The following is a 26,761-nucleotide window of genomic DNA, read 5'->3' as shown; positions in this document are numbered from 1 at the left end:
GCTCTGTTTTTCCTGCGCTCTATTCTCCCTACGTGTCGCCGAGCGACCGCAATCGGTCGGCGGCCTCGACGACCGCGCTCTCGTCGCCGGTCCGGTAGTACTCGTTCAGGCCGCGAGCGGCCGCGTAGAGCGAGTCGGCGTGCCGCGGGTCGACGTCGCCCTGGAGCGCCTGGACGCGCTTCTGGTGGGATTCGAGCCCGGTGAGGACGTCGTTCGCGGCGGGGACGAGCGTCCGGTCGGTCGCGTCGAGCCAGTCGCGGACGTCGCGCCGGTACCGCTCGACGAGGTCGGCGGTCGCGAGTCCGCGCGCCGCTCGCATCGCCGGGGGGACGTCCGCGGCGGGCGGTCGGTCGCCGGTGTCGGCGCCGCGGAGGAGCGAGAGCACGTAGTACTCGACGTCCTCGGGGTTCTCGAACGACCGCGTGCGGCCGACGACGTCGACGGCGTTCGCGAGCTCGCGCGCCGCCAGCCGACGCCCGTCGAACGCGACGAGGTCGCCGGCGTGCACGAACCCGTTCCCGCGCACGAACTCGCGGCACGCGGCCTTGACGACGTCCACGGCCTCGTCCTCCGGGGCGTCGTCCCACGCCGTCCGCGCGTCGGTGAGGTCGAACTCCGCGGGCGTGGTCGTGTGGAGCGCCCGGTCCTCGTCGACGCCGACGCTCCGCAGGCTCCCGCAGTCCGGGCATTCGACGGCGCCCGTGTCGTAGTACGACCACCGCGTCCCGCAGTCGCTGCACTCGCGCTCGCCGCGTATCTCCATGCTCTCGGGTTGGACGGGCGCGAGGAAATGTCCTCGGACTCGCCGACGCCCGCGTCGAGCGACCGGCGGCGGTTCAGTCCGCGTCGACGCGCGGGTCGACGACGCCCATCCCGAGGTCCTGACAGAGGTTCAGGATGATCGCACCGGTCACGACGACGACCACGAGCCCCATCGTCGTCGACACGTCCCGCGCCTTCACCGAGACGAGACCGAGCTGTCCGAGTCCGGGGAGGTCGAACACGAACTCGAGGACGAACGCGTGCACGAGGAGCGTGGTGACGACGTCGTCGAGGAATCCCGTCAGGAGCGGGAGGCCCGCGGTCCGGACGACGCCCGCCGCGATCCGCCAGTCGCTGGCGCCCTTCGCTCGGGCGAGCCGGACGAAGTCGTCGGTCGCGTACTCGAGGCACTCCGAGCGCGCGTACCGGACCTGGCCGCCGGCGAGCGTGATGGCGAGTATCGTCGCGACGATACCGAACTGGACGAGCGCGTCGGCGGTCCAGACGTCGACGGGCGCGCCCTGCGTGTAGTACTTCCCCTGGGACGTGCCGAGCGTGAACTCGACGAGCCCGAGCTGCGCGGAGAGCACGACGAGCGCGAGCTGGGCGACGACGAAGTTCGGGACGCCGAACGCGAGGTAGCCGACGGACCGGACGGCGCGGTCGACGTAGCCGCCGCGTCGGAGGGCGGCGTACGCGCCGAGGCCGACGCCGCTCGCGAACCCGACGAGGAGCGCGGGGACGACGTAGAGGAGCGTGTACGGCGCGTGCCGAGCGATGAGCGTCGTGACGGGCGGTCCGATGCTCCCGAGCCGGCTCACCGAGCGCCCCCAGTCGAGCGTCGCGAGGTTCCCGAGGTACGCGACGTACCGGTCGAGCAGCGGCTGAGTTCCGCCTTTCGCGGCGATGAGGGCCGGAATCTGGTCGGCGTTGACGTTGTAGTAGTTGAGGACGGCGGGCGCGGGGTCGGGGACGAGGACGACGGCGACGAACACGAGCGTCACGACCGCGTACAGCGAGAGCGCGGCGACGCCGACTCGTCGCAGGACGTACGTCCGGTTCACGACGTCCCTCCGCGGGGGCTCCGGCGAACGTGGGTCTGTCGGTCGGACGGGCTGGACACGTGACGCACGTGCGACCGGTCGCGAGAAATGTGGTTCGGTGTGTCAAACGGCTCTTTGAGGCACCATGAGCTGCGGCTCGCGGCGACGGGAGCGGTCGGCGACCGGGTCGACGCCGCCGTGGCTCCGCCGCGTGTCCCGTCGCGATGTAGCGGTTGGTGGTTCGCTATAGACGACCGTTCAGGCACGGAGCGCTCGGTAGCCGCAGTGTACCTAGCGTCGACGTGCCGCGAACGGGGCGGGTCAGCGGCCGTCGACGGCGGCGAGCGCGTCGTCGAGGTACTCGCGGGCCCGGGCGGCGAGCGCGTCGCTCCGGTCAGCCGAGCGCGCCTCGGCGGTGACGCGGACGAGCGGTTGCGTGCCGCTCGCGCGAACGAGGAACCAGCCGTCGTCGGTGTCGACGCGCACGCCGTCGCGGTCGTCGACCGCGTCGAAGTCCGCGCGGACCGCCTCGGCGACCGCCGTCATCACGGCCGCCTTGTCGGGGACCTCGACGCTCTCGCGGCGCGTCGGGTACGTCTCGACGGCGGCGGCGAGGTCCGCGAGCGGGCCGTCGGCCGCGACGAGCGCCGCGAGCTTGACGGCGGCGAGCGGGCCGTCCGGGCACTTCGTGGCGTCCGGCCAGATCCACGCGCCGCTCATCTCGCCGCCGAACACGACGTCGTCGGCCTCGGTCCGCTCGGCGACGAACCCGTCGCCGACCTTCGTGTGGACGAGCGTCGCGCCGACGGCCGCGAGCGCGTCGTCGACCGCGAGGCTCGTGTTCAGGGGGGCGGCGACGCGGTCGCCGCCGCCCGCGACGGCCGTCGCGAAGACGGCGAGGAGGACGTCACCGGCGAGGAACTCGCCGTCGCTCGACACCGCCATCATGCGGTCGGCGTCGCCGTCGTGCGCGATGCCGAGGTCCGCGTCGCTCGCCGCGACGAGCGCGGAGAGCGCGCCGCAGTGCTCGGCCGTCGGCTCGCTCGGTCGTCCGGGGAACGAGCCGTCGGGCTGCGCGTTCAGCGTCTGGACGTCGGCGCCGAGACGGTCGAGGACGGTCGCGGTCACGCCACCCATCCCGTTCCCGACGTCGACGACGACCGACAGCCCGTCGAGGCTCGCGTCGACCGCGTCCGCGAGCGCGTCCGCGTGGCGGTCCACGGCGTCCTCGAGCCGGCGTTCCGCGCCGACGTTCGCCGCGTCGACGAGCGCGTAGTCGCTCTCGCGGACGCGGCGCGCGATGGCGTCCTGCTGGGCGCCGTCGAACGCACGCCCCGAGGCCGTCCAGAGCTTCAGGCCGTTGTCCGGCGCCGGGTTGTGGCTCGCGGTGACGGACACGCCCGCGTCTCCATCGACCCACTCGACGGCGCGCGCTACCGTCGGCGTGGACGCCATCCCGACGCGCACCACGTCACTTCCGCCCTCGCGGAGACCGGCGGCGACCGCGTCCGCGAGCGGTTCACCGCTCTCCCGCGGGTCGCGGCCGACGACGACAGTCCCGTAGCCCTCCGCGGCGAGCGCCCGGCCGACCGACAGCGCCAGCTCGCAGGTGACCTCGTCGCCGACGCGACCCCGTATCCCGCTCGTTCCGAACATGACAGTCGATACCGGCGTCCGGCAGGTAGTTATAACCTCTCCGTTGGTGCGGTGGCGAGCGACCGGTCGCCGTACGCTCCCGGCGCGGCGTCCCGCGGGTAGTGTCGTCGTACCGCGCTCGAAGCGGCCTCGTCGACGCCGGGTAACGGCATCATAACGACGCTCCTGTGCGTCGACGACAGACCGATGACACGCCATCGCGCTCCGTGCCGCGGCCCGCCCGCCGTTCGGTGGGCGTCGGTGACCGGGTTGCACGACCTGGAACCGCCCGCCGCCTCGGCGGTCGGTGCGTCCAACACCGACCGCGAGTGGTCGTGAGCGCACCGACGGAGGCGGTCGCTCGCGCACGGCGCGCGGACGTCTCGTTCGTCGCCGCCGCGGTCGCGTACTACTGGCTCGGGTCGCTCGTTCCCGTGCTCGCGCTCGGGTTCGTCGCGGTGCAGCTCGTGTACGGAGGCGTCCTCGCGGACGTGACGCTCACGTACCTCGACGGGGTACTGACGGCGGACGGCCGGTCGCTCCTCCGGCGAGCACTCGTCGACTCCCGGGGCGCGACCGGACTCGGCGCGGTCGGCGTGCTCGGCCTCCTATGGGGGTGGTCGCGGCTCTACGCCGCCCTCGAAGCCGCGTTCGAACGCGTCTACGAGACCACGGCCGACGACGGGCTCGCGGCGCGAGCGCTCGCCGGCGCGGTCGTCGTCCCCGCCATCTCCATCGGGATGGCGCTCGCCGCGTCCGGGCTCCTCACCACGTCCGGCGGCCTGACGTGGCAGGTCCTGCACGTCGTCGCCGTCGCGCTCGCGCTCTTCCCCGTGTTCGTGACGCTCCCGCCGACACGGCCGGGGTTGCGTGCCGCGATCCTCGGCGCGAGCACGACCGCCGTCGCGTGGTCCGCACTCCGGTTCGGGTTCGAGGTGTACGCCGCGTACGGGTCGTACTCGCCCGCGTACGGCGTCATCGGCGGCCTCATCCTCGTCGTCACGTCCCTCTACCTCGGCGCGCTCGCGCTCCTCGTCGCGGTCGCGCTCACCGCCACGCTCGACGCGTGACCGACCGAACCGACCGGCGTCCGCGACCGACCCGTCGGGACGGGCGCGACCGACGAACGGTTCGGGTGGCGGTCCGACAGGCAGAACCTGCATCACCACCAGCGTTTATGCCACTCGGCGCGAAAGAGGGGGTTGCAATGACACGGAGTTCCCAGGCTCCTGGTCGAGAAATTCTCCGACGGTAAGCCGACCGTCGTAGCCGACGACCACGACCTGTCCCTGTGCGTCGGCGACGAAACGCACGACCTGAGCCGCGACGAAGCAGCACAGTTACGCGACGCGTTGTCGAACGCGCTCACGCGCACCACCGAGTACGTCCACACGACGGGCACGCACCGCGAGGACGACGCGTACGTCGTCGCGCGCCGCGGCGCCGACTCCGCCGGCCACGAGAAGGTGTTCGAGTCCTTCGAGGCCTGCGAGCGCGTCTACGAGCAGCTCCCCGCGTCGTTCACCGCGTCGGACGTCGAGCGGTCGGGCCTCACCGGCGGGCGCCGGCACATGCTCGTGTGGCACTACGCGGAGCATCCCGCGTTCGACTGCGAGCTCGCGTCCCGTCAGCCCCTCACCGTCGAGAAGACCGATGACGGCGAGGGCGCGGACGCGACCGCGTCCGCGGACGAATCGACGAACGGCGACCACCTGGGGGTGATGCCCGCGGACGACTGACGGAACGGTCGGATGTGGCCGCCGGGCGTTCGGTGATAGACCGCGGGGCTGCCGGGACGCCAGTCCTTTTGCGACCGCGTGCCGTGCCCTCGGCCATGTCACGAGACCACGCGAGGGCGAGCAGCGGGCCGCGACCGTCGACGTTCTCCATCGTCGCCCGCGACCCCGACCGGGACGCGGTCGGTGTCGCCGTGCAGTCGAAGTTCGTGAGCGTCGGGAGCGTCGTCCCGTTCGCGGACGCGAGCGCCGGCGCTATCGCGACGCAGTCGTTCGCGAACGTCGCGTACGGCCCGGACGGCCTCGACCTCCTTCGCGACGGTCACCCCGCCGACGAGGTCGTCGACGAGCTCACCGACGGCGACGAGGAGGCCCCGCAGCGACAGGTCGGCGTCGTCGGCCAGGACGGGTCGGTGGCGGCGTTCACGGGCGACGAGTGCTTCGACGTCGCCGGGGACATCCAGGGCGAGCACTACACGGTCCAGGGGAACATCCTGGAGAACGACGAGACGCTGCCCGCGATGGCGGACGCGTTCGAGGCGACCGACGGCGGGCTCCCCGAGAAGCTGCTCGCGGCGCTGCACGCCGGGAACGACGCCGGCGGTGACTCCCGCGGCGAGCAGTCCGCGGCGATGTACGTCGCGAAACCCGAGGGCGGCTACGACGGGAGGAACGACCGGTGGATAGACGTGCGCATCGACGACCACGAGCACCCCATCGACGAGCTCGAACGCGTGTTCAAGGTGTACGACGTGACGCTGCTCGCGCGCGAGGAGCCCGACGTCGTCCGGGACCTCGAGGGCGAGGTCGCGCGCGAGGTCGCGGCGACGCTCGCGGACCTCGGGTTCTACGACGGCGACCCCGAGTCGGTCGCCGACGCCGGGTTCGGGGACGCCGAACGCGACGCGCTCGAGGGGTTCCGCGGGATGAACAACTTCGAGAACCACGACCTCTCGGTCATCGAGGACGCGCTCGTCCGCGGCTGGGAGGACGCCTCGGGCGAGGGCGAAGCCGAACTCGTCGACGCGATCTGGCACGGCCTGCAGCGCCTGGACCGCGAGTAGGCGCTTCGGCGCCTCGACCGCGAGCAGGCACGTGCGATCCTGGCTCGGTCCGACGCACGGACCCGCTGCCGGGGAGGAGGCTTTTTCCCTCGCACCCGTCTACGTCGGGGTATGTCAGGGGCTGACGGTGGGTCGTTCGAGGAGGACCTCGCGGGGCTGTTCGAGGATCATCGGGTGAACGCGGCGCTCGCGTGGGTGGTGGTCGCGGTGCTCGTCGTCGACGCGGCGACGGAACTGCTGCTCGGCGGCGTCCCGTCGGCTGTGTTCGCGGCGGGCGTCGCCGCGCTGGCGGCGCTCCCCGCGGTCGCGTTCCGGAACCCGCGCATCATGCTGCCGTGGGAGGTCGTCGCGCTCGCGGCACTCCCGATGCTCGGCCGCCTGTTCGCGACCCTCCCGGTCACGGAGGCGCTCGCGACGTACCTCGCGGTCGCGGCGGTGGCGCTCATCGTCGCCGTCGAGCTGCACGTGTTCACGCCCGTGAAGATGACCCTCGGGTTCGCGGTGCTCTCGGTCGTCGTGTTCACGACGGCCGGCGCGGGCGTCTGGGCGGTGACGCGGTACGCGGGGTTCGTGTTCCTCGGCTCGCCGTTCGTGCAGGACAACGAGGCGTTGATGATCGAGTTCGTGTACTCGATACTCGCCGGCGTGCTCGCCGCGGGCGTCTTCGAGTTCTACGTCCGTCGACGCGCGAACCTGGACCGCCTCCCGCCGGGAGTGACTGTCCGATGACCACGCTCTCCTCGCTCGGCCTTCCGAAGCACCGTCAAGAGCAGCTCACGCGAGTCATGCAGCTCTCGCTCATCGGGCTGCTGTTCGTCGGCGTCTACGAGCTCAACGCCGGTATCGTCGTGAACTGCGTGGTCGGGCTCGTCGTCACCCAACTCCCAGCCATCGTCGAACGGGACTACGACGTCCCCATGGACGCCGGACTGACCCTCTGGATCACGAGCGCCGCGTTCCTGCACGCGCTCGGGACGGTCGGCCTCCCCGGGATGGAGGACTCGTTCTACCGGACGCTCCCCGTCTGGGACGACGTCACGCACGCGTTGTCGGCGAGCGTCGTCGCCGCCGTCGGGTACGCGACGGTGCGTGCGCTCGACGAGCACTCCGAGGACATCCACCTGCCGCGTCGCGTCACGTTCGCGTACGTCCTCGCGTTCACGATGGCGTTCGGCGTCGTCTGGGAGACCCTCGAGTTCGCCATCTCGCTCGCGACGCGCGCGCTCGGCATCGGGAACGTCCTCACGCAGTACAGCGTCGAGGACACCCTCGGCGACCTCGTCTTCGACCTCGTCGGTGGCGCGCTCGTCGCCGTCTGGGGCCACGTCTACCTCACCGACGTCGTCGGCGCGCTCCGGGCGCGACTCGCGAACGACTCGCATGTGGAGTGATAGCGCGCCCCTAGGCTTACGTCGGGTGCGGTCGACCACCCGAACGCGATGGTATTCAAGAAGATAACCCTCATCGGTACGAGCCCCGAGAGCTTCGACGCCGCGGCCGACGACGCCATCGACCGCGCGCAGGACACCCTCCAGAACGTCCTCTGGATCGAGGTGGACGAACTCGGCGTCGAGGTCGCGAGCGTCGAGAACCGCGAGTACCAGGCGGAGGTCACGGTCGCGTTCGAGCTCGAAGGCTGACGCGACCGCGACGCTCGCCCTCGCTGCACGCCGCCGTCCCCGCGTGGTGGCCGACGTCTCACCAGAACGCCTACCAGGTGGTCCGTCGAACCCACGGGCATGGAACCGGTCGACGAGCGCGACCTGGAGTGGCGCGAGTACGAGCACGGCGAGTCCGCGTTCCGACGGAAGCGCCTCGCGGCGGCCGCCGGCGCCGGCGACGACCTCGGCTGTAGCCTCTACGAGCTGCCGGCGGGGAAGCGGTCGTGGCCGTACCACTACCACACCGGGAACGCGGAGGCCATCTACGTGCTCGCCGGCAGCGGCTTCGTGCGTCTGGGCGACGACGAACATCGCGTCGAGGCGGGCACGTACGTCCCGTGTCCCGCGCGGCGCGAGGGCGCGCATCGCGTCGTGAACGACGGCGACGACCCGCTCCGGTACCTCGCGGTGTCGACGATGACGGAGCCGGACGTCGTCGAGTACCCGGACAGCGAGAAGGTCGGCGTCTTCGCCGGGGCACCGCCGGGGAGTCGCGACGAACGCTCGATACACGGGTACTTCCGGACCGAGGACGCGGTCGACTACTGGGACGGCGAGGAGTGACTCGGGACCGGGAGCTCAGCGCGGGCGTTTGAACACGAGGGACTGCGAGTTCCCGCTCGCCTCGCTGAGGTCCTCGACGAGCTCCCAGCCGTCGCGGCCGAGTTCGTTCAGTCGGTCCTCCGGGTCCTCGACGGACTTCCCGAGGAACGACGTGGACAGGTCGACGACCTTGTACTCCCACTGCTGTCGCGTTGACATGCTCGCGACTCCGAGGGCGCCCGAGAAGTGTCTTGTGTTCGTCAGGTCCGGAACGACTCGCCGCAGCCGCATTCGCTGACGACGTTCGGGTTCTCGACGTGGAACCCCTCGCCCTGGAGCCCGCCCTCGAACGCGAGGTGGCTGCCTTCGACGTAGTCGAGGCTCGCGGGGTCGACGAACACGCGCAGTCCGTGATGGTCGAACACCGAGTCCTCGTCGGCGGGTCCGTGCTCGAACCGCATCCCGTACGACAGGCCCGCGCAGCCGCCTTGCTTGACGAACAGGCGGAGTCCGGCCTCCTCGACGTCCATGTCCTCGCTCTCGAGGAGCGAGACCGCCTCGGACGCGGCCTCCTCGCTGACCGTCAGCGACCCGCCCGGCTCGGCGCTCGCGGTTTCCGTGCTCATACTACAACTGAGGGAGCGCGACCGTGTTAAGCGTGGCGTCGACGGCACCGAACCCGTCCACCACCGACCCCGGGTTTACGTCTCCCGTAAACCTCGATGCATGGCGGGTGTCAGTCGTCGCGCTCGGTGCGTTTGCGGACGCTCTCGGCGTGGGCTTCGAGGCCTTCGGCTTCGGCGAGCGTGGTGATGGCGTCCGCGAGGTCGCCCAGTCCTTCCCCGTCGAGGCGCTGGACGGTCGTGGACCGCACGAACTCGTCGACGCTGAGGCCGCCGTGGCGTTTCGCGCCGCCGTTCGTCGGGAGGACGTGGTTCGTGCCGGAGGCGTAGTCGCCGGCGGCGACGGGCGTGTGCGAGCCGAGGAACACGCTCCCGGCGTTGTCGATGCGGTCGAGGAGCGCCTCGTCGTCGTCCGCGTGGATGGCGAGGTGCTCGGCGGCGTACTCGTTCGCGAACAGCACCGCCTCGCTCATCGAGCGCGCGAGCAGCACGCCGGACGCGTCGCTCGCCAGTGCCTCCCGGATGGTGTCCTCGCGCTCTCGGCCGTCGACCTGCGCGGCGACCTCGTCGACGACGTCGTCCGCGAGATTGGCGTCGTCGGTCGCCGCGACGACGCTCGCGTTCGGGTCGTGCTCGGCCTGCGCGACCAACTCCGCGGCGACGAGCTCGGGGTCGGCGGTGTCGTCCGCGAGCACGAGCACCTCGCTCGGCCCCGCGAGGAAGTCGATGTCGACGTCCCCGCGCACCTCCGCCTTCGCCGCCGTCACCCACTTGCTTCCCGGGCCGACGACCTTCTGGACGTGCGGGACGGTCTCGGTGCCGTACGCGAGCGCCGCGATGGCCTGCGCGCCACCGATACTGTACACCTCGTCCGCACCGGCCGCGTGCACGGCCGCGAGCGTCGCCGGGTTCAGCTCCTCGGCGGGCGGCGTCGCGACGACCACCTGCTCGACGCCCGCGACCTTCGCCGGGACCACGCCCATGATGGCGCTCGACGGATACGCGGCGGTCCCGCCGGGCGCGTACACGCCGACGCGGTCCAGCGGCCGGAACCGCCGACCGAGCTCGCGCCCCGGCGAGAACTCGTCGCGCCAGTCCGCCGGCACCTGTCGCTCGTGGAACTCGCGGACGTTCGCGACCGCGGTATCGATGGCGTCGCGGACGGCGGGGTCCACGCGGTCCTCGTACGCGCGCTCGGCGGCGTCGCTCACGTCCAGGTTCCCGACGGAGACGCCGTCGAAGTCCTCGGTGAACTCGCGGACCGCGACGTCGCCCTCCTCGCGCACTCGTTCGACGACCTCGCGGACGTCCTCGCGAGCGCTCTCGACGCCGGCGTCACGTTCGAACAGCGCACGGCGTCGGTCGCTCCCGAGGTCCGCGATCTCGTTGACGTCCATGCATCGGCGTTGACAGCGACCGGAGAAAAGCCGTTTCCTTCGCGGGTTCCCCGCCGGGACCGTCCCGAACGTCGCCGGCGACGGTCTCGACGGGTCGCGACTACCAGCTGTCGACGACCCGGTTCGCGCAGCCGCCGTCGGCGAGGAAGTCCGGCTCGTGGCCGTCGACGTCGCTCGCGCCGTGGTCGACGTAGTTCTCGGGCGGGGTCTCCTCGATGCCTTCGGCGCCGAGAGCGGTCTTGTCGAACGAACTGACGAGGTGGCCTCCCGTTCCTCGACGCGGGTCGTCGCTGGTCGTCGCGGGTCGTCGCGACGGCTCAGGGTACCGTCGCTGTGCGGAGTGATAGGTGACGACCCCATGGAGCAGGCCGCTCCTGTACGGTGCGGCCGTGCTGGGGTGCCGTCTGACGCAGGTGCGGGACCGTCGCGTTGCGGACGGCCGCGGTCGCTCCGAGACGCCGTGTGCACGACGCCGCGAGGGGGAGTGCGGCGCCAGGCATCGACCCGTCGGGGGGACGAGGCGACCGTGTGTCGGCGTCCGTGCCACGGCGAGTCGTGGGGGGGACGGTCTCGCCGCGGCGCGGCCATGCCCGTGGTCCGAGCGACCGCGGACCGCACGCTGCATTCGCAGTTGGACCTCACAGAACAAATAGGTGTCGCTTTCGGAAGTTTCCAATGGTTATCTCAGGTCGCGTCGTCGGTGCCGAACAGCACCGTCCGCAGGGACACCGCGAACAGCACGACGACGAGGACGAACGCGACCAGTCCGAACGGTGCCGCGAGCAACTGCGCCGTCCGGTACCCGAGCGCGAGCCGGCCGAACCCGAGCGTCACGAAACTCGCGAGCACGCACCCGAACGCGACGAACGACAGCGACACGAACCGGTTCCGGTCCATGCGGCGACTCCGGCCGCGCCCGCCAAGTCCGTTTCGTCCGACCGCCTCGCCTCATGATGCGTGGTACCGTCACTGTAGCCACCATCGGACTTATTCCGTCCACTGCAGAATCCACTGGCGTGACAGCGGACGCGACCGCGGAACCGAACGACGGAGCTTCGAGCGAACGCGGTTCCACGGCGAACGCGAACGCCGACGGCGCGCCGAGCGACGCCGACGCCGCACCGAGTGACGCGGTCGTCGAGGCACGCCTCGAGGACGCGCTCGAACGCGTCGCACACGGCGCGACCGTCTCCGTCCCCGGTATCCTCGCCGAGCGCGGACTCTCGGTCGCGTTCACCGCCGCCCTCACCAACGGGTTCGGCGCCGCAGCGTACGGCGTGTTCGCGCTCGCGCGCCGCAGCCAGGCGTACCTCCTCCACCTCGCGTTCGGGTTCAACAGCGGCCTCAGTCGGTTCCTCCCGAACGCCGACGACGACGCCGAGCGCGACGCCATCGTCACGTTCGCCGTCCTCCTCCTGCTCGGCGTCGCGACCGCCTTCGGCGCCGCGCTCTACGTCGCCACGCCCACCATCGTCGACCTCGTCGAGGTCGGCCGCGAAGGCCAGTTCGGCGCACTCCTCCGCGTGTTCGCCGTCGGCCTCCCCGCGGTCGCGTGGCTGTTCACCGTCAGCGGCGTCCTCCGCGGGCTCGAAGCCGTCGTCCCGTTGACGCTCACGATGCGCGTCGGCGTCCCGGTCGCGCACCTCGCCGTCGCGGGCGTCGGCGTCCTCGTCTTCGACGACGTCGTGCTCGTCGCCGCCGGCGTCGTCGCGGCGAGCGCGCTCGTCGGCACCGTCGCGATGGCGTGGTTCGCCCGCGACCGCGGCATCCGCCCGCGCCTGAGCGGCCCCGACGTCCGCGGGCTCTGGAAGCGCTACGTCACGTACACGTTCCCGCTGTTCCTCGGCGGGTTCGCGACCGTCACCCAGCGCCTCGGGTTCTACCCGCTCATCGCGTGGTTCCTCTCGGGCCTCGCCGGCGGCGTGTTCGCCGTCGGCGTCCTCGTCGGGTCGCTCGTCCGCCTCCCCCTGAACGCCATCAACCAGTTCATCCCGCCCGTCGCCGCGGAACTCAACGAGGAGGGCTACGACCGCGCGCTCAGCCGACTGTATCACGTCACGAGCCGCATCGTCCTCGTCGGCGTCACCGCCGCCGCCGTCCCCGTCGTCGTCTATCGACGCGAGCTCATGGCGCTGTTCGGCGAGGCGTTCGTCCCGCACGCCGACCTGCTGGCCGGGTTCGTCGTCGCGCAGTACGTCGCCTGCGCCGCCGGCAGCGTCGGCATCCTCCTCATGATGACGGACAACCAGCGCGCGCTCCTCGTCGTCAACTCCGCCATCACCGCCGCGCTCGTCGTCGTCGCCATCCCCCTCACCGCGAACTACGGGCTCCCCGGGCTCGTCGGCACGTACGTCCTCATGCTCACCCTGAACAACACGCTCGAGGTCGTCGTCCTCTACCGCCTCGAGGGCCTCCAGCCGCTCACGCGCCGCCACGGCTACACGCTCGTCGCCGCCGTCCCGCTCGCCGTCGCCGCGCTCGGCGCGCGCGCACTCCTCCCCGGCGCGCTCGGGCTCGCGGTCGGCGTCCTCTTGGGGCTCGGCGCGTACGCCGCGACCCTCCGCCGGCTCGGGTTCACGCCCGTCGAACGACGCCTCGTCGGCACGCTCGCCGACCGGTACCGCGAAGCGCTCGCAGCCCGTCGTCCCGCCTGAGACCATGTCCGGGAACGCCCGCACCCGCGACGGGACGGCTTTCGACCCGACGCACGCGCTCGTCGTCCGGACGACCGTCGACGCGACGACCGAGGCCCGAGCGACCGCCGCGGCCGTCGACGCCGTCCTCGACGACGCCGACGTCGTCACCGTCCGCGTCGACCTTCAGGCGCTCGCGTCCGACCATCCCGGGGTCGCGGGCGACCTCCGTGCCGCGTTCACCCCCACGGCGGACGAGCGCGACGACCGGACGGGACCTGGTGTGCGGACGCTGCGAGCGCCGGTCGCAGCCGGCCGAGAGGCGCTCTCGGCGGTGCTCGCGCTCGATTCCGTGCATCGGTTCGTCGCTGTCGAGCGCGTCGACGCGTTCCGCGACGGCCGGCAGGTCCTCGCGTACGTCCCCGACCACGGCCGGTTCCGAATCGACGCGGACGCCGCGGCCGACCCCGACGCGCTCCTCGGTCGCGTGGCCGACGCGCTCGCGACCGAGCCGGCTGGCGTCCTCCCTGCGCGTCCGCTCGCCACGTGGATCGACGCCGGCACGCGCTACGCGCTCGAACCGCCGTCGCTGTGCGTGAACGACGACGCGTGCTTCGACCTCGGGGCGCTGGAACGCGTCGCACTCGACCCCGACGACGGGGTCGTCCGCGTCGCGTGGACGACCGGCGACGGTCTCGCGGCCCGGGCCCTCGACGCGCTCGGCCCGAACCGGCCAGCGCGACTCCGGTTCGATGCCACGAGCCGGTACGACCGCGTCGCCACCGCGTTCCGCACGGTCGCCGACGCGCTCGACGTCCCCGTCGACGACTGACACACCGACGTCCCGTTGGATGACCGACCCATGGACGTCCCGTTCGACGACCGACCCATCGACGCGACCGCCGGAATCGAGGGTCCGCAAGCGCAAGGTACGAACCGCTAGCTCGCGTCCGGAGAGACGTGCATCGACGACGCGTGCTCGCCGTCTGTCTCCTCGCCATCGCGCTCGCGACCGTCGCCGCGCCAGCGCTCGGGCACGTGCCGGCGTTCTCGGCGGACAACGACGACCCGGGGAACGCGACGTACGTCGACGACCCGGCGAAGTCGTGGTCGTTCTACGACGACGTCGAGGCGAACGAGAGCGCGTACTACCGGACGTACCTCGACGCGGGCGAGCGCCTCCAGGTGAGCACGTTCGTGCCGCGCGACGGCGATTTCAGGCCCGGGTTCGTCGTCATGAGTCCCGCGCTGAACGGCACGGACGGCGTGCCCTCTCACGTCGAGGTCCCCGAGGGGTACGGCGCGCGCGTCGTCGACCCCGACCCGGCGGTCGACGCCGAGTACGAGCCGTTCACGCCCGCGGCGCTCTACCGGACCGCGGCGCTGAACGCGACCGTCGACACCGCCGGGACGTACTACGTCGCCGCGTACGAGCCCGACCGCGGCGCCGGCGCCGTCGGCGTCGTCGTCGGCCATCGGGAGACCTTCGGCGTCGAGGAGTACGTCACCGTCCCCCTCGACCGACCGCGCATCCACGAGTGGGAGGGCCAGCCGGCGTGGTTCGTGTACGGGCCCATCCTCCTCGGCGCGCTCGCGACCCTCGGCGCGTTCGCGTGGTGGACTGGGGGCGACCGCGAGGACGCCACTGACGGTGGCGCTCGCACGACGCGCTCGCTCGTCCTCGCGGTCGCGTCCGCGCTCTACGGCGGCGGTGCCGCGGGCGTCGCCGTCCAGACCGCCGTCGCCGCGAGCGTCGCCGGCGTCACCCTCGGCGTCCTCGTCACGCTCGCGTTCGTCGCGATACCGGCGCTCCTCGGGTGGTACCTGCTCGGTCGCGCCATCGGCGACCGGCCGTCGTCCCGCGCCAGTCGCGGGACGCTCCTCGGCGTCGCACTCCTCGGCGTCGCCACGTGGGCCGGGTTCGTCGTCGGTCCCGCACTCGTCGTCCTCGCCGCGTTCCTCCCCGGAGAAGCGCGCGCCTGACCGACCGGCCGGCTACGACGACCTCCGGCGAACGTCGCCGACGGACGCGTCCGCGTCGACGGTACCGACCGGTCGGTCGTTGCCCGCAGTGACCGTCACCTCGAACCGTGGCGACTGCCGGGACACTAGCTCGACGTCCGAGAGATCGAGCGCCGACGGGAGGACCGCGGCGTCGAACTGGTCGAGACTCCCCGGCGGGAACGAGCACTCGTTGAACCACTCCTCGCGCTCGCGACAGGAGAGCTTCGCTGCGAGACCGCGAACGCGGTCGCTCGCCGGAACGCCGGCCGCCGGACGGTCGACGGCGCTCGCGCTCTCGGGTGGTGGGTTCGTGACGAGTCGCCCCGTCAGAAATCGAATCTTCGTCGCCCCGAGGGGCGGGTCGAAGACCGTAGTTACAGACGCGTCAGGTTCGTCGCGCGCGGACCCTTGTCCGCCTGCTCGATGCTGAATTCGACCTGCTGCCCCTCTTCGAGGTCCGGACCGCCAACGTCTTCCATGTGGAAGAACACGTCGTCGTCCGCGTCGTCAGTCGAAATGAAACCGTAGCCGCCAGTGTCGTTGAAGAAGTCAACTTCGCCTTCTGCCATTGCGACCAGACAGAGCGCCGGTACACTGTTAAGGCTTGCGAGAGACGCGGTACCACGACTGTCGGGTGGCGTCCTCACGGGTCGTCGCAGCGCTCGCGGACGAACGCGCGGTGGTCAGCTTCGATGGCGGCGCGCTCGCTGGGGCTCGCGTCCTGGTGCCAGAGCCCGAAGCACGCCATCGCGCCGACGCGCTCGCCGAACTCGTAGAACGCCATGCGTTCGCGGACGGCGTCGGTGAACGCGAACCCGTCGTCGCGAGCTGCGGCGTACGCGTCCCGGAACGTCCGCCGGCGCGCGGCGAGCGTGGCGTCGTCGGGGTCGCCGGCGTCGAGCAGGTTGAACTCCGCGGACGCGAGGTTGCTCGCGGGTTCCGCGGCCGAGAGGTTCGCCCAGTCCAGGACGGCGTTCGTCGCGCCGGTGTCGACGTCGACCAGGAGGTTCCCGTAGCGATAGTCCCAGTGACAGTACCGCGGATCGTCGGCGGCCGGGAGCGTCGGGACGGTTCGTTCGACGTGCGCGCGGAGGACGGACTGCAGGTCCGCGAACCGCTCGCGGTCGTCGGTGACGCCCGGGAAGAACCCGCCGTCGTCGAGCGAGTCGATGGCCGCCAGACAGTCTTCGCGAGCCTTCTCGAGGCCGTTCTCGGCCCGTGGGTTGTCGTCGGTGTCGAGGACCGCGAGGTCGCCGTCGCGGACGCCGACGGTCCCGACGCCGGGGAGCGTCCCGAGGTCGTGGAGTGCCGCGAGGTTCTCGCCGGCCGCCCGTAGCAGGCGGCGGACCGCAGGCTCGTCGAGCACGTCGGCCTCGCCTTCGAGCGCCGCCCCGGGGACGTACTCGAGGAGGTAGAACGGCGCGGGGAGCGCGTCGTGTGCGTCGCGGTACCCGTAGACGTCGGGGACGGGGGTCGTCGTCTCCCGGCCGACGCGTTCGAGGAGTCGCGGCTCGGCGCGCGCGACCTCGGCGTCGACCCACGTCGCCGTCGTCGCCTTGAGGACGACGCGTCGGTCGCCGGTCGACGTCGAGACGTCGAGGGTCGCCACGAAGTCCGTCCCGTCCGCAGCGCGCTCCACGCGCTCGACGGTCCACCCGGGGCGGAGCTCTCGCACCATCTCCCGGACGGCGTCGTCCGACACGTCGGCGTCCGCTCGCGTCCACTCGTCGGTCACGTCCGCACTCGCGGCGTTCGAACACACGAAGCTATCGGCCGCATGCGAGTCGTTCACTCGCACGTTAGCGGCGAGACGCGACGCCGTGGCCCCAGTCCTCAGTCCCCGGCCGTGGACGCGGGTCGACACGGTGGATGGTCGTCGAGGCGAGCGTAGTCGACGACGTCGGTGCCGAGGTCCGCGACGCGCTCGGCGACACCGTCGTCGACGATCTCGTCCGCTCGCACCGTCGAATGGGACGACGGCACCGCGACCTCCACGGGGAGCGTCCACGCGTTCAAGGTGCGTGCGACCGTCCGGAGGTGCGCGAGCGCGCTCCCCGGGAACCGCCCGCCAGCGACCTCCACGAGGCCGACGGTCTTCCCGCCGAACTCCTCGCGCCCCAGGTAGTCGAGGGCGTTCTTCAGGACGCCCGAGTACGACCCGTGATAGTTCGGTGTGCCGAGGAGGACGGCGTCCGCGTCCGCGACGTGGCGCCGAAGCGTCGTCGCGTCGCCGGCGTCCGTCGCGTCCGCGTCGAACGGCGGGAGGTCGTACGCGTCCAGGTCCACGAGTCGCGTGTCGGCGCCGCGGTCACGGGCCGTCGAGAGCGCTGCGCGGAGCACGACCTTCGTCTTGCTCGCGTCGCGTCGACTCCCGCACAACGCCACCACCGTCGGTGTGTCAGTTCCGAGCATCGTCACGTCTCGGGGTTCCGGTGGGACCGAGTTAAGCGGTCGCTGAAACGACGTATTGTAGCGAAACGAACACGAAGGCGGGCGGGGCCGCGCCCACGATTCGCGTCGGTCGTCGGCGGTGCAACGACACGCGAGCGGTGTCCCGTCGATGGCGGCCGATAGCGTCCGTCAGCAGTCGTCGTCGTTCTCGCGCGCTGAGACCCACCGCTCGGAGATATCCGCCTTCCGCGCGTCTCTCCACGTGATCCGCGATGACTGAAACCACCCTCACCGAGAACCTCGTCACCGAATCGACCACCGGCACGGTCCGGGCGCGGCGTCGCGCCGGTCTCGTCCTCGCGGTCCTCTCCGCGCAGTTCATGACGGTCATCATGCTCGCCGCGGCGATGGCTCCCGGGTACGACTTCGGCGCGAGCGCCATCAGCGACCTCGGGGTGTTCCCCGAGACCGCGTGGCTGTTCAACGCCTCGCTCGTGCTCGTCGGCCTCCTGAACGTCGCGGGCGGGTACTACTACCACCGCGTTCACGGGAAGCGCTGGCTCCTCGGCGCGTTCGTACTCGCCGGCCTCGGTGCCGTCGTCGCCGGCGCCGTGCCGCTCGGCACCAGCGACCTCCACAGTCTCGGCGCGCTCCTCGCGTTCCTGTTCTTCAACGTGCAGGCGATCGGGGCGGGGACGCAGGTCCGCGGCGCGATGCGGTACGCGTCCGTCCTCGCGGGCGTCGTCGGCATCGCGTTCCTCGCGCTCATGATCGTCGGGGACGCCGGGAACCCCGCGGTCTTCGGCGCTATCGACCACGGCGGTGCCGAGCGCATGATATTCTACCCGGCGATGCTCTGGCTCGTCGCCTTCGGCGGCTACCTGCTCGGCCGCGGCGAGACCACCACCGTCGCCTGAGCGCTCCGCGCGACGGCTGAGCGGATACCGCTCGCGAACGCTGACGCCGTACCGTCGGAATGAAACCCCTAACGAAGCTGTTTTCACTTTCACTCCGCGCTGTCGCCAACGGTACTTCGATACCGTGCGTTCGACGGTGCGGACGCCGAGGCTGCGACCTCGACCGCCACCGAGTATATAAAAGAACTCTCGAGTTCGCAGTTGCTACCCGCTACCAGTCGGCCGAGACGCGACCGTTCTCGACGACTGACGAGAACTCAAAGTCCCGGTATAAGCTTCCAGAATTGATAAGAGACCGTTTCTCCGCACACGGGACCTGGTGGGGTCGACGACGCGATAGCAACCGTCAGGAACCAGTAACAAGATTGTGCTAACACAAAGTTCATAAGGTAGGCTGGGGCTACGGTTGCCAACGACATGGACGGGAACGACTCGGTCGAGGACCGTCACGCGGCCGCGCTCCTCGGCGACTCGCAGTACGAGCGGATCAAGCTCCAGCGGTACAGTCTCTTCAAGCAGTCACTCCCGCGGACGCTCGCACTCCAAGGCCTCATCCTGGCCGCGCTCGCGCTCGTCCTCCCGCTCGCGCTCTCCCAGCCCGAGCCGACGCGCGCGCTCCTCGGCGGTGACGTCCTCGCCGCCGAACCGAAGTTCCTCTTCCTCGGCGCGTACGCCGGCGCCATCGAGTTCGTCGGCGTCGTCGGGTGCTGTTACGTCGCGTACCGACGGCTCGCGACCGACGACGGCCTCTCCGAGCGCGAGGTCCACGACCTCCTCGCCATCGAGGACGCCGCCACGCACGTCAGCCTCGTCACCGGCGGTGCCGCCGTCGCCGTCGTCCACGGGTTCTTTCTCGTCGGGCTCGCCGGCGACCCGTTCGTCGGCCGCTTCCAGACGTTCGTCGGCCGGAACCCGTTCGAACCGGGCCTCATCCCCGTCTCCGTTACGGGCGTTGCGGCCGCCGCCACCGTCCTCGCCGTTCTCGCACTCGGACTCAGCTACCTCCTCCGCGGGCGTCTCGCGTACTGACACACCGAGCTGTTCGCGTCCCACGCGTCCATGCTCGCCACGCTCCGCGCGACCCACTCGCGTCCGACGCGAACGCTCTCACTTCTCGCTGGACTCGGCGTCCTCGCTCGTGGTCGAATCGACGCGCTCCCAGCCGCGTTCCCGCGGGGTCGGCCAGACGAACGCCGCGGCGAGCGCGAGCGCCCCACCGAGCCACGCGGCCAGTCCGACCGCGTCCGCAACCACGACGCTCGTCGGGATGGCGGCGGCGTCCACCGTCCGGACGACGAGCGTCAGCACGAGCCCGCGGAACGCGCCGTTCGGCCCGACCGCCTGCAGGTACCGGAGGGTCTCCGGACTGAGGACGCCGGACGCGAGGCCGCCGACGAACGCGAGGTCGACGCCGACGGTCACGAGGACGAACAGCGCGACGGCGGCCGCCACGGCGGTCCGCGCCGTGGACGTCACCGCGGAGACCGCGAGGACGGCGGCGAGCACCACGCCCGCGTACGCGGTGGCGAGCACGACGAACCGGAGGTACGCGCCGAAGGACCCTTCGCCGCCGTGGGTCGCGACGACCGACGACCCCTCGGACCCCAGGAACGGGACGAGGACGCCGGCGAGCACGAGCGTCGCGAACACGAGCGAGCAGACGACGACCGCACGACCGGCGTACACGCCGCCGACGTACACCCACCGCGGCATCGGGTACGTCCGGAGGACCGGCCGTTCGGTCGTCTCCGTGCCGGCGCCGAGCGACCGGTACCCGAACGCCACCGCGAGCAACGGCACGAGCACCTCGACGGGCGCGAGCAGGTCGACCGCGAGCGGGACGTACCCCGTCAGGCCGCTCGCGACCGCGAGCCCGAGCACGACGACGGCGAACCCGACCGCGACGAGGACGTACTGCGGCGTCCGGACCATCGTGTCGAGCTCGCGGTCGGCGACGGCGAACAGCCGGTCGCGGTCGGTCGTCATCCGTCCACCTCCGTGCCCGCGTGGACCGCGAGTTCGTCGCCGACGATCTTAGTGAACGCCGCGTCGAGCGAGTCCACGCCGGCCTCGGCCACCACCGCCTCCGGCGTGCCGTCGGCGACGACGTCGCCGTCGTCGAGGACGAGGACGCGGTCGGCGTTCGCGGCGCCCGACAGGTGGTGGGTGGCGACGACGACCGCGGGCCCGGTCGCGGCGACGTCCCGGAGCGTCTCGAAGATGTGCGCGCGCAGCGACGGGTCGAGCCCGGACGCGGGTTCGTCGAGTACGAGCAGGCCGGGGTCGCCGAGGACGGCCTGTGCGATGCCGAGCAGTCGAACCATGCCTCCGGAGAGCGCGTCGACGCGGCGGTCGGCGACCGCGCCGAGGCCGACGAGTTCGAGGGTCTCGTCGACGTCGACGGTCGCGTCCAGCAGGTCCGCGTAGAACGACAGCGTCTCGTCGACGGTGAAGTGCGCGCGGAACCGCGGGTCCTGCGGGCAGAACCCGACCGGTCGGTCGGCCTCGCCGACCACCCGGACTGTGCCCGCCGTTGGCGGGAGCAGGCCGGCGAGCGCGCGCAGGAGCGTCGACTTCCCGGAGCCGTTCGCGCCCACGACCGCGGTCACCGCGTCGCCGCCGAGCGCGAGGTCGACGTCCGAGAGGACCTGGACGTCGCCGAACCGGACGCCAAGTCCGTCGGTGCGCGCGACCACCCGCGATTCCGTCCCCGGCGCTCCACCGGTGGCGTTCGCGGTGGCTTCGAGGGACCGGCCGTCGACGTCGCCACCGACCGCGGCGTCGGCGGCCCCCGTGTCGGCGTCGTCGGCGACATCGGCACCGTCGGCGGTCTCCGGGTCGGTGTCGCTCACGTTCGATGCACCTCCGTCGCGTGTTCGACGACCGGACGCGTAACGTTATCGTCGACGGAGCCCCGGACCGGGGTCGCACCGGGGCGGGTCGCGTCGCTCGCGGTCGCGTTCAGCCACGACCGCGGGTCGGCGTCGGGCGCCGTCGCGACGCGCTCCAGGACGCCCGGGCGGACCGGTGCCGCGAGCGGCGCCACGTCGAGCACGCCCTCCGCGCGGAGCCCGGGCATCGCCGCGGCCGACGACCGCAGGAGCGAGACCGCAGGCGAGCGCGCCAGGACGTGCACGCTCGGGACGGCCTCCGCGTGCCGGTCGACCGCACCCGTCGGCCGGAACGACCGTTCGAGGACGCCGTCGCCGTCGCGGTCCGTCCCCGGCGCGCCCGCCCAGTGGTTCCCGCGGCCGGCGTGCGACCAGACGCGGACCGGGCCGAGCGAGGCCTCGGCGTACGCGTCGTTGTTCGCGACGTCGTTTCGAGCGACCGCGTTCGTCGGGACGAGCGTCGACCCGCTGATACCGACGCCGTTCCCGTACACGGTGTTCTCGGCGTACAACGACCGGTACGAGCCGACGTCGACACCGACCTCGTTCGCCGCGACGACGTTCCGGAGGACGAACGACGACCGCCCGGCGACGTCGACGCCGACGCCGCTGTCACGCACCGCGTTCCCGAGGACGACGTTGCGCTCCGGGCGCGTCATCACGACGACGCCCGTGTCCGCGTCCGTCACGACGTTGTCCGCGACGAGCGTGTCGGACGTGTACATCTCGTGCACGCCGAACCGGAGGTCCCGGAAGTCGTTCCCGCGGACGACCGTCCCGTCAGCGACGTGCATGTAGACGCCGTCCCGGCCGCCGTCGAACGTCGAATCCTGTATCACGACCCGGGAGTGCGCGGCGAGCGTGCTCATGAACCCCTCCTGCCACGGCGACCGGCCGTCGACGTGCACCCGTTCGACGACCACGCCGTCGCTGTACCGGACGGTGACGCCGTTCGACGGCGTCTCGACGCGGACGTCCGCGACGTACGACCCGCTCGCGTTCTCGAACTCGACGCCGGAGGCGGCGTGCGCGTACGACCGCATGACGAGCGCGTCCCACGCGTCCGTGTCGACGGAGACGTTCGGGACGCTCTTCCCCTCGCCGACGCCCTCGATTCCCAGGTCGGTGACCGCGACCGTCGAGTTCAGGACGCGGAGCACGCTCCCGTTCCCGGTCCCGACGAGCGTCGTCGCGTTCGCCCCGGCGCCCGCGACGGTGACGGGTTTCCTGACGGTGACGTTCACGTCGGTGTACGTGCCGGCGGGAACGCGGACGGTCGTGTTCGGCGGGGCGGCCTCGACGGCGGCGGCGAGCGTCGGCGCGTCCTCGCCGACGACCACGGACACCGGGCGGGAAGCGAGCCGGCGTGCGTCGGCGGTCGCATCGTCGGCCCACGCGTGCCGGTCGGCCGCGAGCGAGAGGCCGGCGTCGACGGCGAGCCGGCGGTCGCCGCGGTCGCGCTCGCGAGCCCGCAGCGTCGCCCAGTCGACGACCTCGCCGCCGTGCTCGCTCGCGAACGCTCGCGCCGCCGAGCGCTCGCCGAACGGCACGACGACCGGGCCGCCGGGCCGGCGCGCACTCGAGTTCACGACGAACGCCGCGTTCTCGACCGCGACCCAGCTCGCGTACCCGTCGGTCGTCGCGAGGTAGCCCTCGTCGGTGACGTCGAGCGTCGCGGTCGCGTAGTCCGACACGACGATGTCGAGCGCCTCCCCGAACTGGCGGCCGTGCGCGTCGTCGCCGAGGACGGTGACGAGCGACGACAGCCCGAGGTGGCCGACGACGTACCGGTACCGCGAGTAGAACACCTCCGCCTTCGGGACCGCGAGCTCGCGCTCCTCGGCGATCCGACGCTCCGCGTCCGTGAGGTCCGTGAGGACGATGGTGTCGTCGAACGGCACCGGGTCGACGTCGTCGGCCGGGCCGACGTCGGTCACGAAGACGCTACTCGACACCAGCAGGACGCCGACGAGGACCGCGACCGCGCCGCGTGCGGCCATCTTACCGCCCGACGACCGTCGGCGATATCTCGTCGAACGGCACGACCGACCCGCCGTACTCGGCCGCGAACGCCTCGGCGTCAGCGCCGTCGCCGAACGGCACGAAGTCCGGCCCCATCGCGCCTTCGACGTCGCTCCCGACGACGTAGTCGAGGTCGGTCGCGTCCGCGAGCGAGTCCGCGCCGGTGTGAGACGTGATGTACGACGCCCCGTCCTGCGTGTTCACGGCGTACTCGACCGCGGAGTAGTCGGTGACGTACGCGGCGTCGAGCGACCGGCCGGCGTCCTCGCCAGCGAAGTAGTGCGGGAAGAAGCACTGCTTGAGGGAGTCGAACCGGAACGGCGCGTCGTGCCCGTCAGGGTCGACGTCCTCCCAGTATATCTCGGCGTTCGGCCCGGGGTGCTTCGAGATGACCATCCCGCACTCGTCGCAGGCGGCGGCGTCCGCTATCGCGACCGCAGCGGGCGCCACGCCGTCGTCGCCACCGAGACACCCGGCGACGCTCGCCACCGCGACCGCGCTCGCGCCAGCGAGGACGGTCCGCCGCGAGACCGACGTGGGGGACGACCCCTGCGGTGAGTCGGCCGCGTGCCTCCCTTCGCCGGGAGCAGGCGCGTGCTCGCGGCTGGCGTCGCTCGCGGCGTGCTCGCGGCCGCCGTCGGTTCTGCACGTCGTGGGGGAGGTGACTGGTTCGTTGGAGGACATGGCCTTGTACGGTCTTGTACGAGATACTCCGAGACGAAGGGAGTTATCAATCGGGGCGGTTCTCGAACCGCAGGAATCGCGGCCCGTCACCCGAACCGTGCGACCCCCCCCTCGGTCGTCGTCCCCGGTCGACGCGAAGCGCCCGAATACCTTAGTGCGCGCCGGTCGACCGCGAGTACGTGTCCAGCCACTCATCGTCCGAGGTGGACGCCCCGGATCCCTCCGAGGCGCCCGCTCCAGAACCCCCCGGTGGCGAGAACGTCGAAGGGGACGTACCCGACGCCGAACCGACCGTCGAGACCCCCGAAGCCGACGTCACGACCGACTCCGAACTCGAACGCACCATCGGGCTCACCGGCGGCCTCGCCATCGGTATCGGGACGATGATCGGCGCCGGCATCTTCGTCTTCCCCGGCATCGCCGCGGGCGAAGCCGGCCCGGCCGCCGCGCTCTCGTTCGGTCTCGGCGCCGTCATCGCGCTCCTCGTCGCCCTCCCGACGAGCGAGCTCGCGACCGCGATGCCGAAGAGCGGCGGCGGCTACTACTTCATCTCGCGCGCCCTCGGCACGCTCCCCGGCGCTGTCGTCGGCATCTCGCTGTGGTTCGGGCTCGTGTTCGCCACCGCGTTCTACCTCGTCGGGTTCGGGTACTACGCCGTCGACACCCTCGCGCAGCTCGGCGTCACCGTCGGCGAGAGCCTCGCCGTCCCCATCGCGCTCCTCTTCGGCGCCGCCGTCACCGTCCTGAACGTCACCGGCACCGAGAACGCCGCGAAGCTCCAGAACGGGATCGTCGCGCTCCTGCTCTCCATCCTCGTCGCGTTCCTCGCGTACGGCGGCCTCGACGCCGTCGGCGTCTTCGGGTCGCAGACCGCGCCCGAGCAGTTCGCGCCGTTCGGCAGCATGCCGATATTCACGACCGCCGCGCTCGTGTTCACGAGCTACCTCGGGTTCGCGCAGGTCGCGACCGTCGCCGGCGAGATGAAGCAGCCGGGGCGGAACCTCCCGCTCGCGATGGTCGGCTCGGTGGTCGTCGTCGGCATCCTCTACGTCGTGACCATCTTCGTCGCGACGAGCGCCCTCGGCAGCGTCGAACTCGGCCGCATCGGGGAGACCGCGATGGTCGACGTCGGCCGGGAGCTGCTGGGCGCCCCCGGCGCACTCGCCATCGTCCTCGGCGGGCTCCTCGCGACGATGTCGAGCGCGAACGCGAGCGTCCTCTCCACGAGCCGCGCCATCTACGCCGTCTCGAAGGACGCGCTCCTCCCGAAGCGCGCGAGCCGCGTGAACCTCCGCTGGGGGACGCCGCACGTCGCGCTCGGCCTCGCCGGCGGCCCCATCCTCGTCCTCGTCGCCACCGGCCAGACCACCGTCCTCGCGGAGGTCGCCTCCTTCCTCCACCTCGTCCAGTACGGCCTCATCTGCGTCGCACTCGTCGTCCTCCGCCGCAAGGACCCGGACTGGTACGACCCCGACTTCCGGACGCCCGGCTACCCGGTCGTCCCCGTGCTCGGTGCGCTCGCGAGCTTCGCGCTCGTCGGGTTCATGCAACGGACGTCCCAGATAATCGGCGCGGCGCTCATGGTCGCCACCGTCGGGTGGTGGGCGTACTACGCTCGCGACGTCTCCCTCAAGGGGGTGCTCTGATGACTCGCGTACTCGTCCCCATCGCGGTGCTCGAATCCGAAGCCGTCTCCCTCGGCCTCATGAACCTGCTGTCGACGATGGACGTCACCGTCCTCGGCTACCACGTCCTCCCCGAGCAGACCCCGCCGGACCAGGCGCGCGCCCAGTACGAGGACCGCGCCACCGACGCGCTCGAGGACATCACCGAGGAGTTCCGGCAGGCCGGCGGTGACGCCAACCACCGGCTCGTGTTCACGCACGACCGCAAGCAGAGCATCGACCGCGTCGCCGACGACGTCGACGCGAGCGCGTACGCCATCACGGGCGCGACCGGCACCGTCGACCGCATCCTCGTGCCGCTCACGGGCGACGTGGACGTCGAGCGCATCGTCACGTTCGTCACCGACCTCGTCGGCGACCGCGACATCGACGTCACGCTGTTCGCCGCCACCCAGGACGCCAACGCGGACGCCGTCCGGAGCGCACTCGAGGACGTCGCCGCCGACCTCGACGAACGCGGCCCCGCGGTCGACGTCGAGTTCGCGGCGAGCCAGCATCCGTTCGAAGCGCTCGTCGACGCCATCCCCGGGCACGACGCCATCGTCATGGGCGAACGCGCCCCGTCGCTCCAGTCGCTCGTCTTCGGCGAGGAGGCGCGCCGCGTCGCCGCCGAATCCGTCGGGCCCGTCCTCGTCGTCCGACGGGAACCCGAGGCGACGGCCGACGACGCGAGCGACGTCGAACGCGACGCCGAGGGCGACGGGCGCGAGACCGACGGCGCCGGGGGCGACGGTGCCGATACCGACGGCGCCGATACCGACGGTTCGGATACAGACACCGCCGACGACGCGGGACCGGACCTCGCGTCGACCGGTGACGGCTCCGGAACAACGGGAGCGACGGAGGAGGGTTCCGAGAACGAGCGCTGACCGTCCCAGGTCGTCCGCCGCTGCCGGGCCCGGTCGACGTGGTGCGCTCGCGTTCGGCTCGGTCACGGGGACGGACCACCAGTCATCCTCGGGAGGTGACGACGGTTCCGGACAGTACTTACGTCGAGGCGAGAGACGTGCACGTAACCGCAACACGTGTCGTCCCCGAGAAGGGCGAGACGAGGCGGCGCCGCTACCGCG

General features: G+C 71.7%; 27 protein-coding genes and 1 pseudogene. 14 read left to right on the top strand and 14 right to left on the bottom strand.

Going from position 1 to position 26,761, the window contains the following annotated elements; translation table 11 throughout:
- Nucleotides 1–28: 28 nt before the first annotated feature.
- From SM754_RS12230 to glmM, 3 genes are all read right to left on the bottom strand, one after another.
- Nucleotides 29–763, bottom strand: coding sequence for a DUF7117 family protein (locus SM754_RS12230; RefSeq protein ID WP_323676517.1), 735 nt, complete (start codon nucleotides 761–763; stop codon nucleotides 29–31).
- A 73-nt stretch (nucleotides 764–836) separates the two neighbouring features.
- Nucleotides 837–1,826, bottom strand: a complete 990-nt coding sequence (locus SM754_RS12225) for an ABC transporter permease (protein WP_323676516.1) — start codon at nucleotides 1,824–1,826, stop codon at nucleotides 837–839.
- Nucleotides 1,827–2,126: 300 nt separating this feature from the next.
- A complete protein-coding gene (gene glmM / locus SM754_RS12220) occupies nucleotides 2,127–3,461 on the bottom strand; it encodes a phosphoglucosamine mutase (protein ID WP_323676515.1) in 1,335 nt (444 codons plus the stop codon).
- 314 nt (nucleotides 3,462–3,775) lie between these two features.
- On the opposite strand from glmM, the gene SM754_RS12215 reads away from it, so the two are divergent.
- The 7 genes from SM754_RS12215 to SM754_RS12185 all read left to right on the top strand — a co-directional run bounded on the left by SM754_RS12215 (nucleotide 3,776) and on the right by SM754_RS12185 (nucleotide 8,465).
- On the top strand, nucleotides 3,776–4,510 hold the full coding sequence (locus tag SM754_RS12215) for a YihY/virulence factor BrkB family protein (RefSeq protein WP_323676514.1): 735 nt from the start codon (nucleotides 3,776–3,778) through the stop codon (nucleotides 4,508–4,510).
- Nucleotides 4,511–4,669: 159 nt separating this feature from the next.
- Complete coding sequence (locus tag SM754_RS12210) at nucleotides 4,670–5,179, top strand: DUF7528 family protein (RefSeq protein ID WP_501993787.1); 510 nt, start codon at nucleotides 4,670–4,672, stop codon at nucleotides 5,177–5,179.
- A gap of 95 nt (nucleotides 5,180–5,274) precedes the next feature.
- Nucleotides 5,275–6,240 carry a DUF1028 domain-containing protein gene (locus SM754_RS12205; RefSeq protein ID WP_323676512.1) on the top strand — a complete coding sequence of 322 codons (966 nt, stop codon included), beginning with the start codon at nucleotides 5,275–5,277 and terminating at the stop codon, nucleotides 6,238–6,240.
- Between the two features lie 111 nt (nucleotides 6,241–6,351).
- Nucleotides 6,352–6,969, top strand: a complete 618-nt coding sequence (locus SM754_RS12200) for a hypothetical protein (RefSeq protein WP_323676511.1) — start codon at nucleotides 6,352–6,354, stop codon at nucleotides 6,967–6,969.
- A complete protein-coding gene (locus SM754_RS12195; RefSeq protein ID WP_323676510.1) occupies nucleotides 6,966–7,631 on the top strand; it encodes a DUF2238 domain-containing protein in 666 nt (221 codons plus the stop codon). The genes SM754_RS12200 and SM754_RS12195 overlap by 4 nt, the downstream gene beginning before the upstream one ends.
- A 48-nt stretch (nucleotides 7,632–7,679) precedes the next feature.
- The gene (locus SM754_RS12190) at nucleotides 7,680–7,880 is read left to right on the top strand and encodes a dodecin (protein WP_323676509.1); all 201 of its coding nucleotides are present in this window, start codon (nucleotides 7,680–7,682) and stop codon (nucleotides 7,878–7,880) included.
- Between the two features lie 99 nt (nucleotides 7,881–7,979).
- Nucleotides 7,980–8,465: a cupin domain-containing protein gene (locus SM754_RS12185; protein ID WP_323676508.1), complete on the top strand. Its 486-nt coding sequence runs from the start codon at nucleotides 7,980–7,982 to the stop codon at nucleotides 8,463–8,465.
- 15 nt (nucleotides 8,466–8,480) lie between these two features.
- Here SM754_RS12185 and SM754_RS12180 read toward each other — a convergent pair whose 3' ends face one another.
- The 4 genes from SM754_RS12180 to SM754_RS12165 all read right to left on the bottom strand — a co-directional run bounded on the left by SM754_RS12180 (nucleotide 8,481) and on the right by SM754_RS12165 (nucleotide 11,361).
- The gene (locus SM754_RS12180; RefSeq protein WP_323676507.1) at nucleotides 8,481–8,663 is read right to left on the bottom strand and encodes a DUF4177 domain-containing protein; all 183 of its coding nucleotides are present in this window, start codon (nucleotides 8,661–8,663) and stop codon (nucleotides 8,481–8,483) included.
- Between the two features lie 41 nt (nucleotides 8,664–8,704).
- Nucleotides 8,705–9,070, bottom strand: coding sequence for a HesB/IscA family protein (locus SM754_RS12175; protein WP_323676506.1), 366 nt, complete (start codon nucleotides 9,068–9,070; stop codon nucleotides 8,705–8,707).
- Between the two features lie 110 nt (nucleotides 9,071–9,180).
- The gene (gene hisD, locus SM754_RS12170; protein ID WP_323676505.1) at nucleotides 9,181–10,464 is read right to left on the bottom strand and encodes a histidinol dehydrogenase; all 1,284 of its coding nucleotides are present in this window, start codon (nucleotides 10,462–10,464) and stop codon (nucleotides 9,181–9,183) included.
- A 684-nt stretch (nucleotides 10,465–11,148) separates the two neighbouring features.
- Nucleotides 11,149–11,361 (bottom strand): hypothetical protein, encoded by a 213-nt coding sequence (locus SM754_RS12165; protein WP_323676504.1) that lies wholly within the window; start codon nucleotides 11,359–11,361, stop codon nucleotides 11,149–11,151.
- 119 nt (nucleotides 11,362–11,480) lie between these two features.
- Between SM754_RS12165 and SM754_RS12160 the strand changes: the two genes are divergently transcribed.
- From SM754_RS12160 to SM754_RS12150, 3 genes are all read left to right on the top strand, one after another.
- Entirely contained in the window at nucleotides 11,481–13,118 is a 1,638-nt protein-coding gene (locus tag SM754_RS12160; protein WP_323676503.1) for a lipopolysaccharide biosynthesis protein, read from the top strand.
- A gap of 4 nt (nucleotides 13,119–13,122) precedes the next feature.
- Nucleotides 13,123–13,929: a hypothetical protein gene (locus SM754_RS12155; RefSeq protein ID WP_323676502.1), complete on the top strand. Its 807-nt coding sequence runs from the start codon at nucleotides 13,123–13,125 to the stop codon at nucleotides 13,927–13,929.
- Nucleotides 13,930–14,057: 128 nt separating this feature from the next.
- Nucleotides 14,058–15,080 carry a hypothetical protein gene (locus SM754_RS12150; RefSeq protein ID WP_323676501.1) on the top strand — a complete coding sequence of 341 codons (1,023 nt, stop codon included), beginning with the start codon at nucleotides 14,058–14,060 and terminating at the stop codon, nucleotides 15,078–15,080.
- 395 nt (nucleotides 15,081–15,475) lie between these two features.
- Here SM754_RS12150 and SM754_RS12145 read toward each other — a convergent pair whose 3' ends face one another.
- From SM754_RS12145 to SM754_RS12135, 3 genes are all read right to left on the bottom strand, one after another.
- Complete coding sequence (locus SM754_RS12145; RefSeq protein ID WP_227131195.1) at nucleotides 15,476–15,670, bottom strand: cold-shock protein; 195 nt, start codon at nucleotides 15,668–15,670, stop codon at nucleotides 15,476–15,478.
- Between the two features lie 74 nt (nucleotides 15,671–15,744).
- Nucleotides 15,745–16,836, bottom strand: a complete 1,092-nt coding sequence (locus SM754_RS12140) for a phosphotransferase family protein (RefSeq protein ID WP_323676500.1) — start codon at nucleotides 16,834–16,836, stop codon at nucleotides 15,745–15,747.
- Between the two features lie 98 nt (nucleotides 16,837–16,934).
- Complete coding sequence (locus SM754_RS12135; protein ID WP_323676656.1) at nucleotides 16,935–17,513, bottom strand: NADPH-dependent FMN reductase; 579 nt, start codon at nucleotides 17,511–17,513, stop codon at nucleotides 16,935–16,937.
- Nucleotides 17,514–17,764: 251 nt separating this feature from the next.
- On the opposite strand from SM754_RS12135, the gene SM754_RS12130 reads away from it, so the two are divergent.
- Together SM754_RS12130 and SM754_RS12125 are read left to right on the top strand one after the other, a co-directional pair.
- Nucleotides 17,765–18,409 (top strand): DUF998 domain-containing protein, encoded by a 645-nt coding sequence (locus SM754_RS12130; protein ID WP_323676499.1) that lies wholly within the window; start codon nucleotides 17,765–17,767, stop codon nucleotides 18,407–18,409.
- Nucleotides 18,410–18,826: 417 nt separating this feature from the next.
- A complete protein-coding gene (locus SM754_RS12125) occupies nucleotides 18,827–19,438 on the top strand; it encodes a hypothetical protein (protein WP_323676498.1) in 612 nt (203 codons plus the stop codon).
- A 78-nt stretch (nucleotides 19,439–19,516) separates the two neighbouring features.
- On the opposite strand, the gene SM754_RS12120 is transcribed toward SM754_RS12125, so the two are convergent.
- From SM754_RS12120 to SM754_RS12105, 4 genes are read right to left on the bottom strand one after another with little or no spacing between them, the layout of a single operon-like run.
- Entirely contained in the window at nucleotides 19,517–20,395 is an 879-nt protein-coding gene (locus SM754_RS12120) for an ABC transporter permease (protein ID WP_323676497.1), read from the bottom strand.
- On the bottom strand, nucleotides 20,392–21,261 hold the full coding sequence (locus SM754_RS12115; protein WP_323676496.1) for an ABC transporter ATP-binding protein: 870 nt from the start codon (nucleotides 21,259–21,261) through the stop codon (nucleotides 20,392–20,394). Before SM754_RS12115 ends, SM754_RS12120 begins: the two co-directional genes overlap by 4 nt.
- Nucleotides 21,258–23,300 carry a NosD domain-containing protein gene (locus tag SM754_RS12110; protein ID WP_323676495.1) on the bottom strand — a complete coding sequence of 681 codons (2,043 nt, stop codon included), beginning with the start codon at nucleotides 23,298–23,300 and terminating at the stop codon, nucleotides 21,258–21,260. Before SM754_RS12110 ends, SM754_RS12115 begins: the two co-directional genes overlap by 4 nt.
- Before the next feature lies 1 nt (nucleotide 23,301).
- Complete coding sequence (locus SM754_RS12105) at nucleotides 23,302–24,006, bottom strand: nitrous oxide reductase accessory protein NosL (RefSeq protein WP_323676494.1); 705 nt, start codon at nucleotides 24,004–24,006, stop codon at nucleotides 23,302–23,304.
- A 203-nt stretch (nucleotides 24,007–24,209) separates the two neighbouring features.
- Between SM754_RS12105 and SM754_RS12100 the strand changes: the two genes are divergently transcribed.
- Complete coding sequence (locus tag SM754_RS12100; RefSeq protein ID WP_323676655.1) at nucleotides 24,210–25,652, top strand: APC family permease; 1,443 nt, start codon at nucleotides 24,210–24,212, stop codon at nucleotides 25,650–25,652.
- A pseudogene (locus SM754_RS12095) lies at nucleotides 25,652–26,365 on the top strand (universal stress protein); the annotation flags it as partial. The gene SM754_RS12100 and the pseudogene SM754_RS12095, both read left to right, overlap by 1 nt.
- Between the last annotated feature and the right edge of the window lie 396 nt (nucleotides 26,366–26,761).

It is taken from the genome of Halorubellus amylolyticus, assembly GCF_034808145.1.
Classification (GTDB): Archaea; Halobacteriota; Halobacteria; order Halobacteriales; family Natrialbaceae; genus Halorubellus.
Note: the sequence above shows the minus strand (reverse complement) of the source record. Positions and strands in the feature narration are given on the sequence as shown.

What these genes read in the sequence shown, in the direction of transcription:
- SM754_RS12175 (WP_323676506.1), bottom strand. Translation starts at nt 9,070, where the DNA reads ATGAGCACGGAAACCGCGAGCGCCGAGCCGGGCGGGTCGCTGACGGTC.
- SM754_RS12185 (WP_323676508.1), top strand. Translation starts at nt 7,980, where the DNA reads ATGGAACCGGTCGACGAGCGCGACCTGGAGTGGCGCGAGTACGAGCAC.
- SM754_RS12180 (WP_323676507.1), bottom strand. Translation starts at nt 8,663, where the DNA reads ATGTCAACGCGACAGCAGTGGGAGTACAAGGTCGTCGACCTGTCCACG.
- SM754_RS12145 (WP_227131195.1), bottom strand. Translation starts at nt 15,670, where the DNA reads ATGGCAGAAGGCGAAGTTGACTTCTTCAACGACACTGGCGGCTACGGT.
- SM754_RS12110 (WP_323676495.1), bottom strand. Translation starts at nt 23,300, where the DNA reads ATGGCCGCACGCGGCGCGGTCGCGGTCCTCGTCGGCGTCCTGCTGGTG.
- SM754_RS12230 (WP_323676517.1), bottom strand. Translation starts at nt 763, where the DNA reads ATGGAGATACGCGGCGAGCGCGAGTGCAGCGACTGCGGGACGCGGTGG.
- SM754_RS12125 (WP_323676498.1), top strand. Translation starts at nt 18,827, where the DNA reads ATGGACGGGAACGACTCGGTCGAGGACCGTCACGCGGCCGCGCTCCTC.
- hisD (WP_323676505.1), bottom strand. Translation starts at nt 10,464, where the DNA reads ATGGACGTCAACGAGATCGCGGACCTCGGGAGCGACCGACGCCGTGCG.
- SM754_RS12120 (WP_323676497.1), bottom strand. Translation starts at nt 20,395, where the DNA reads ATGACGACCGACCGCGACCGGCTGTTCGCCGTCGCCGACCGCGAGCTC.
- glmM (WP_323676515.1), bottom strand. Translation starts at nt 3,461, where the DNA reads ATGTTCGGAACGAGCGGGATACGGGGTCGCGTCGGCGACGAGGTCACC.
- SM754_RS12105 (WP_323676494.1), bottom strand. Translation starts at nt 24,006, where the DNA reads ATGTCCTCCAACGAACCAGTCACCTCCCCCACGACGTGCAGAACCGAC.
- SM754_RS12200 (WP_323676511.1), top strand. Translation starts at nt 6,352, where the DNA reads ATGTCAGGGGCTGACGGTGGGTCGTTCGAGGAGGACCTCGCGGGGCTG.
- SM754_RS12135 (WP_323676656.1), bottom strand. Translation starts at nt 17,513, where the DNA reads ATGCTCGGAACTGACACACCGACGGTGGTGGCGTTGTGCGGGAGTCGA.
- SM754_RS12155 (WP_323676502.1), top strand. Translation starts at nt 13,123, where the DNA reads ATGTCCGGGAACGCCCGCACCCGCGACGGGACGGCTTTCGACCCGACG.
- SM754_RS12205 (WP_323676512.1), top strand. Translation starts at nt 5,275, where the DNA reads ATGTCACGAGACCACGCGAGGGCGAGCAGCGGGCCGCGACCGTCGACG.
- SM754_RS12165 (WP_323676504.1), bottom strand. Translation starts at nt 11,361, where the DNA reads ATGGACCGGAACCGGTTCGTGTCGCTGTCGTTCGTCGCGTTCGGGTGC.
- SM754_RS12130 (WP_323676499.1), top strand. Translation starts at nt 17,765, where the DNA reads ATGACTGAAACCACCCTCACCGAGAACCTCGTCACCGAATCGACCACC.
- SM754_RS12195 (WP_323676510.1), top strand. Translation starts at nt 6,966, where the DNA reads ATGACCACGCTCTCCTCGCTCGGCCTTCCGAAGCACCGTCAAGAGCAG.
- SM754_RS12190 (WP_323676509.1), top strand. Translation starts at nt 7,680, where the DNA reads ATGGTATTCAAGAAGATAACCCTCATCGGTACGAGCCCCGAGAGCTTC.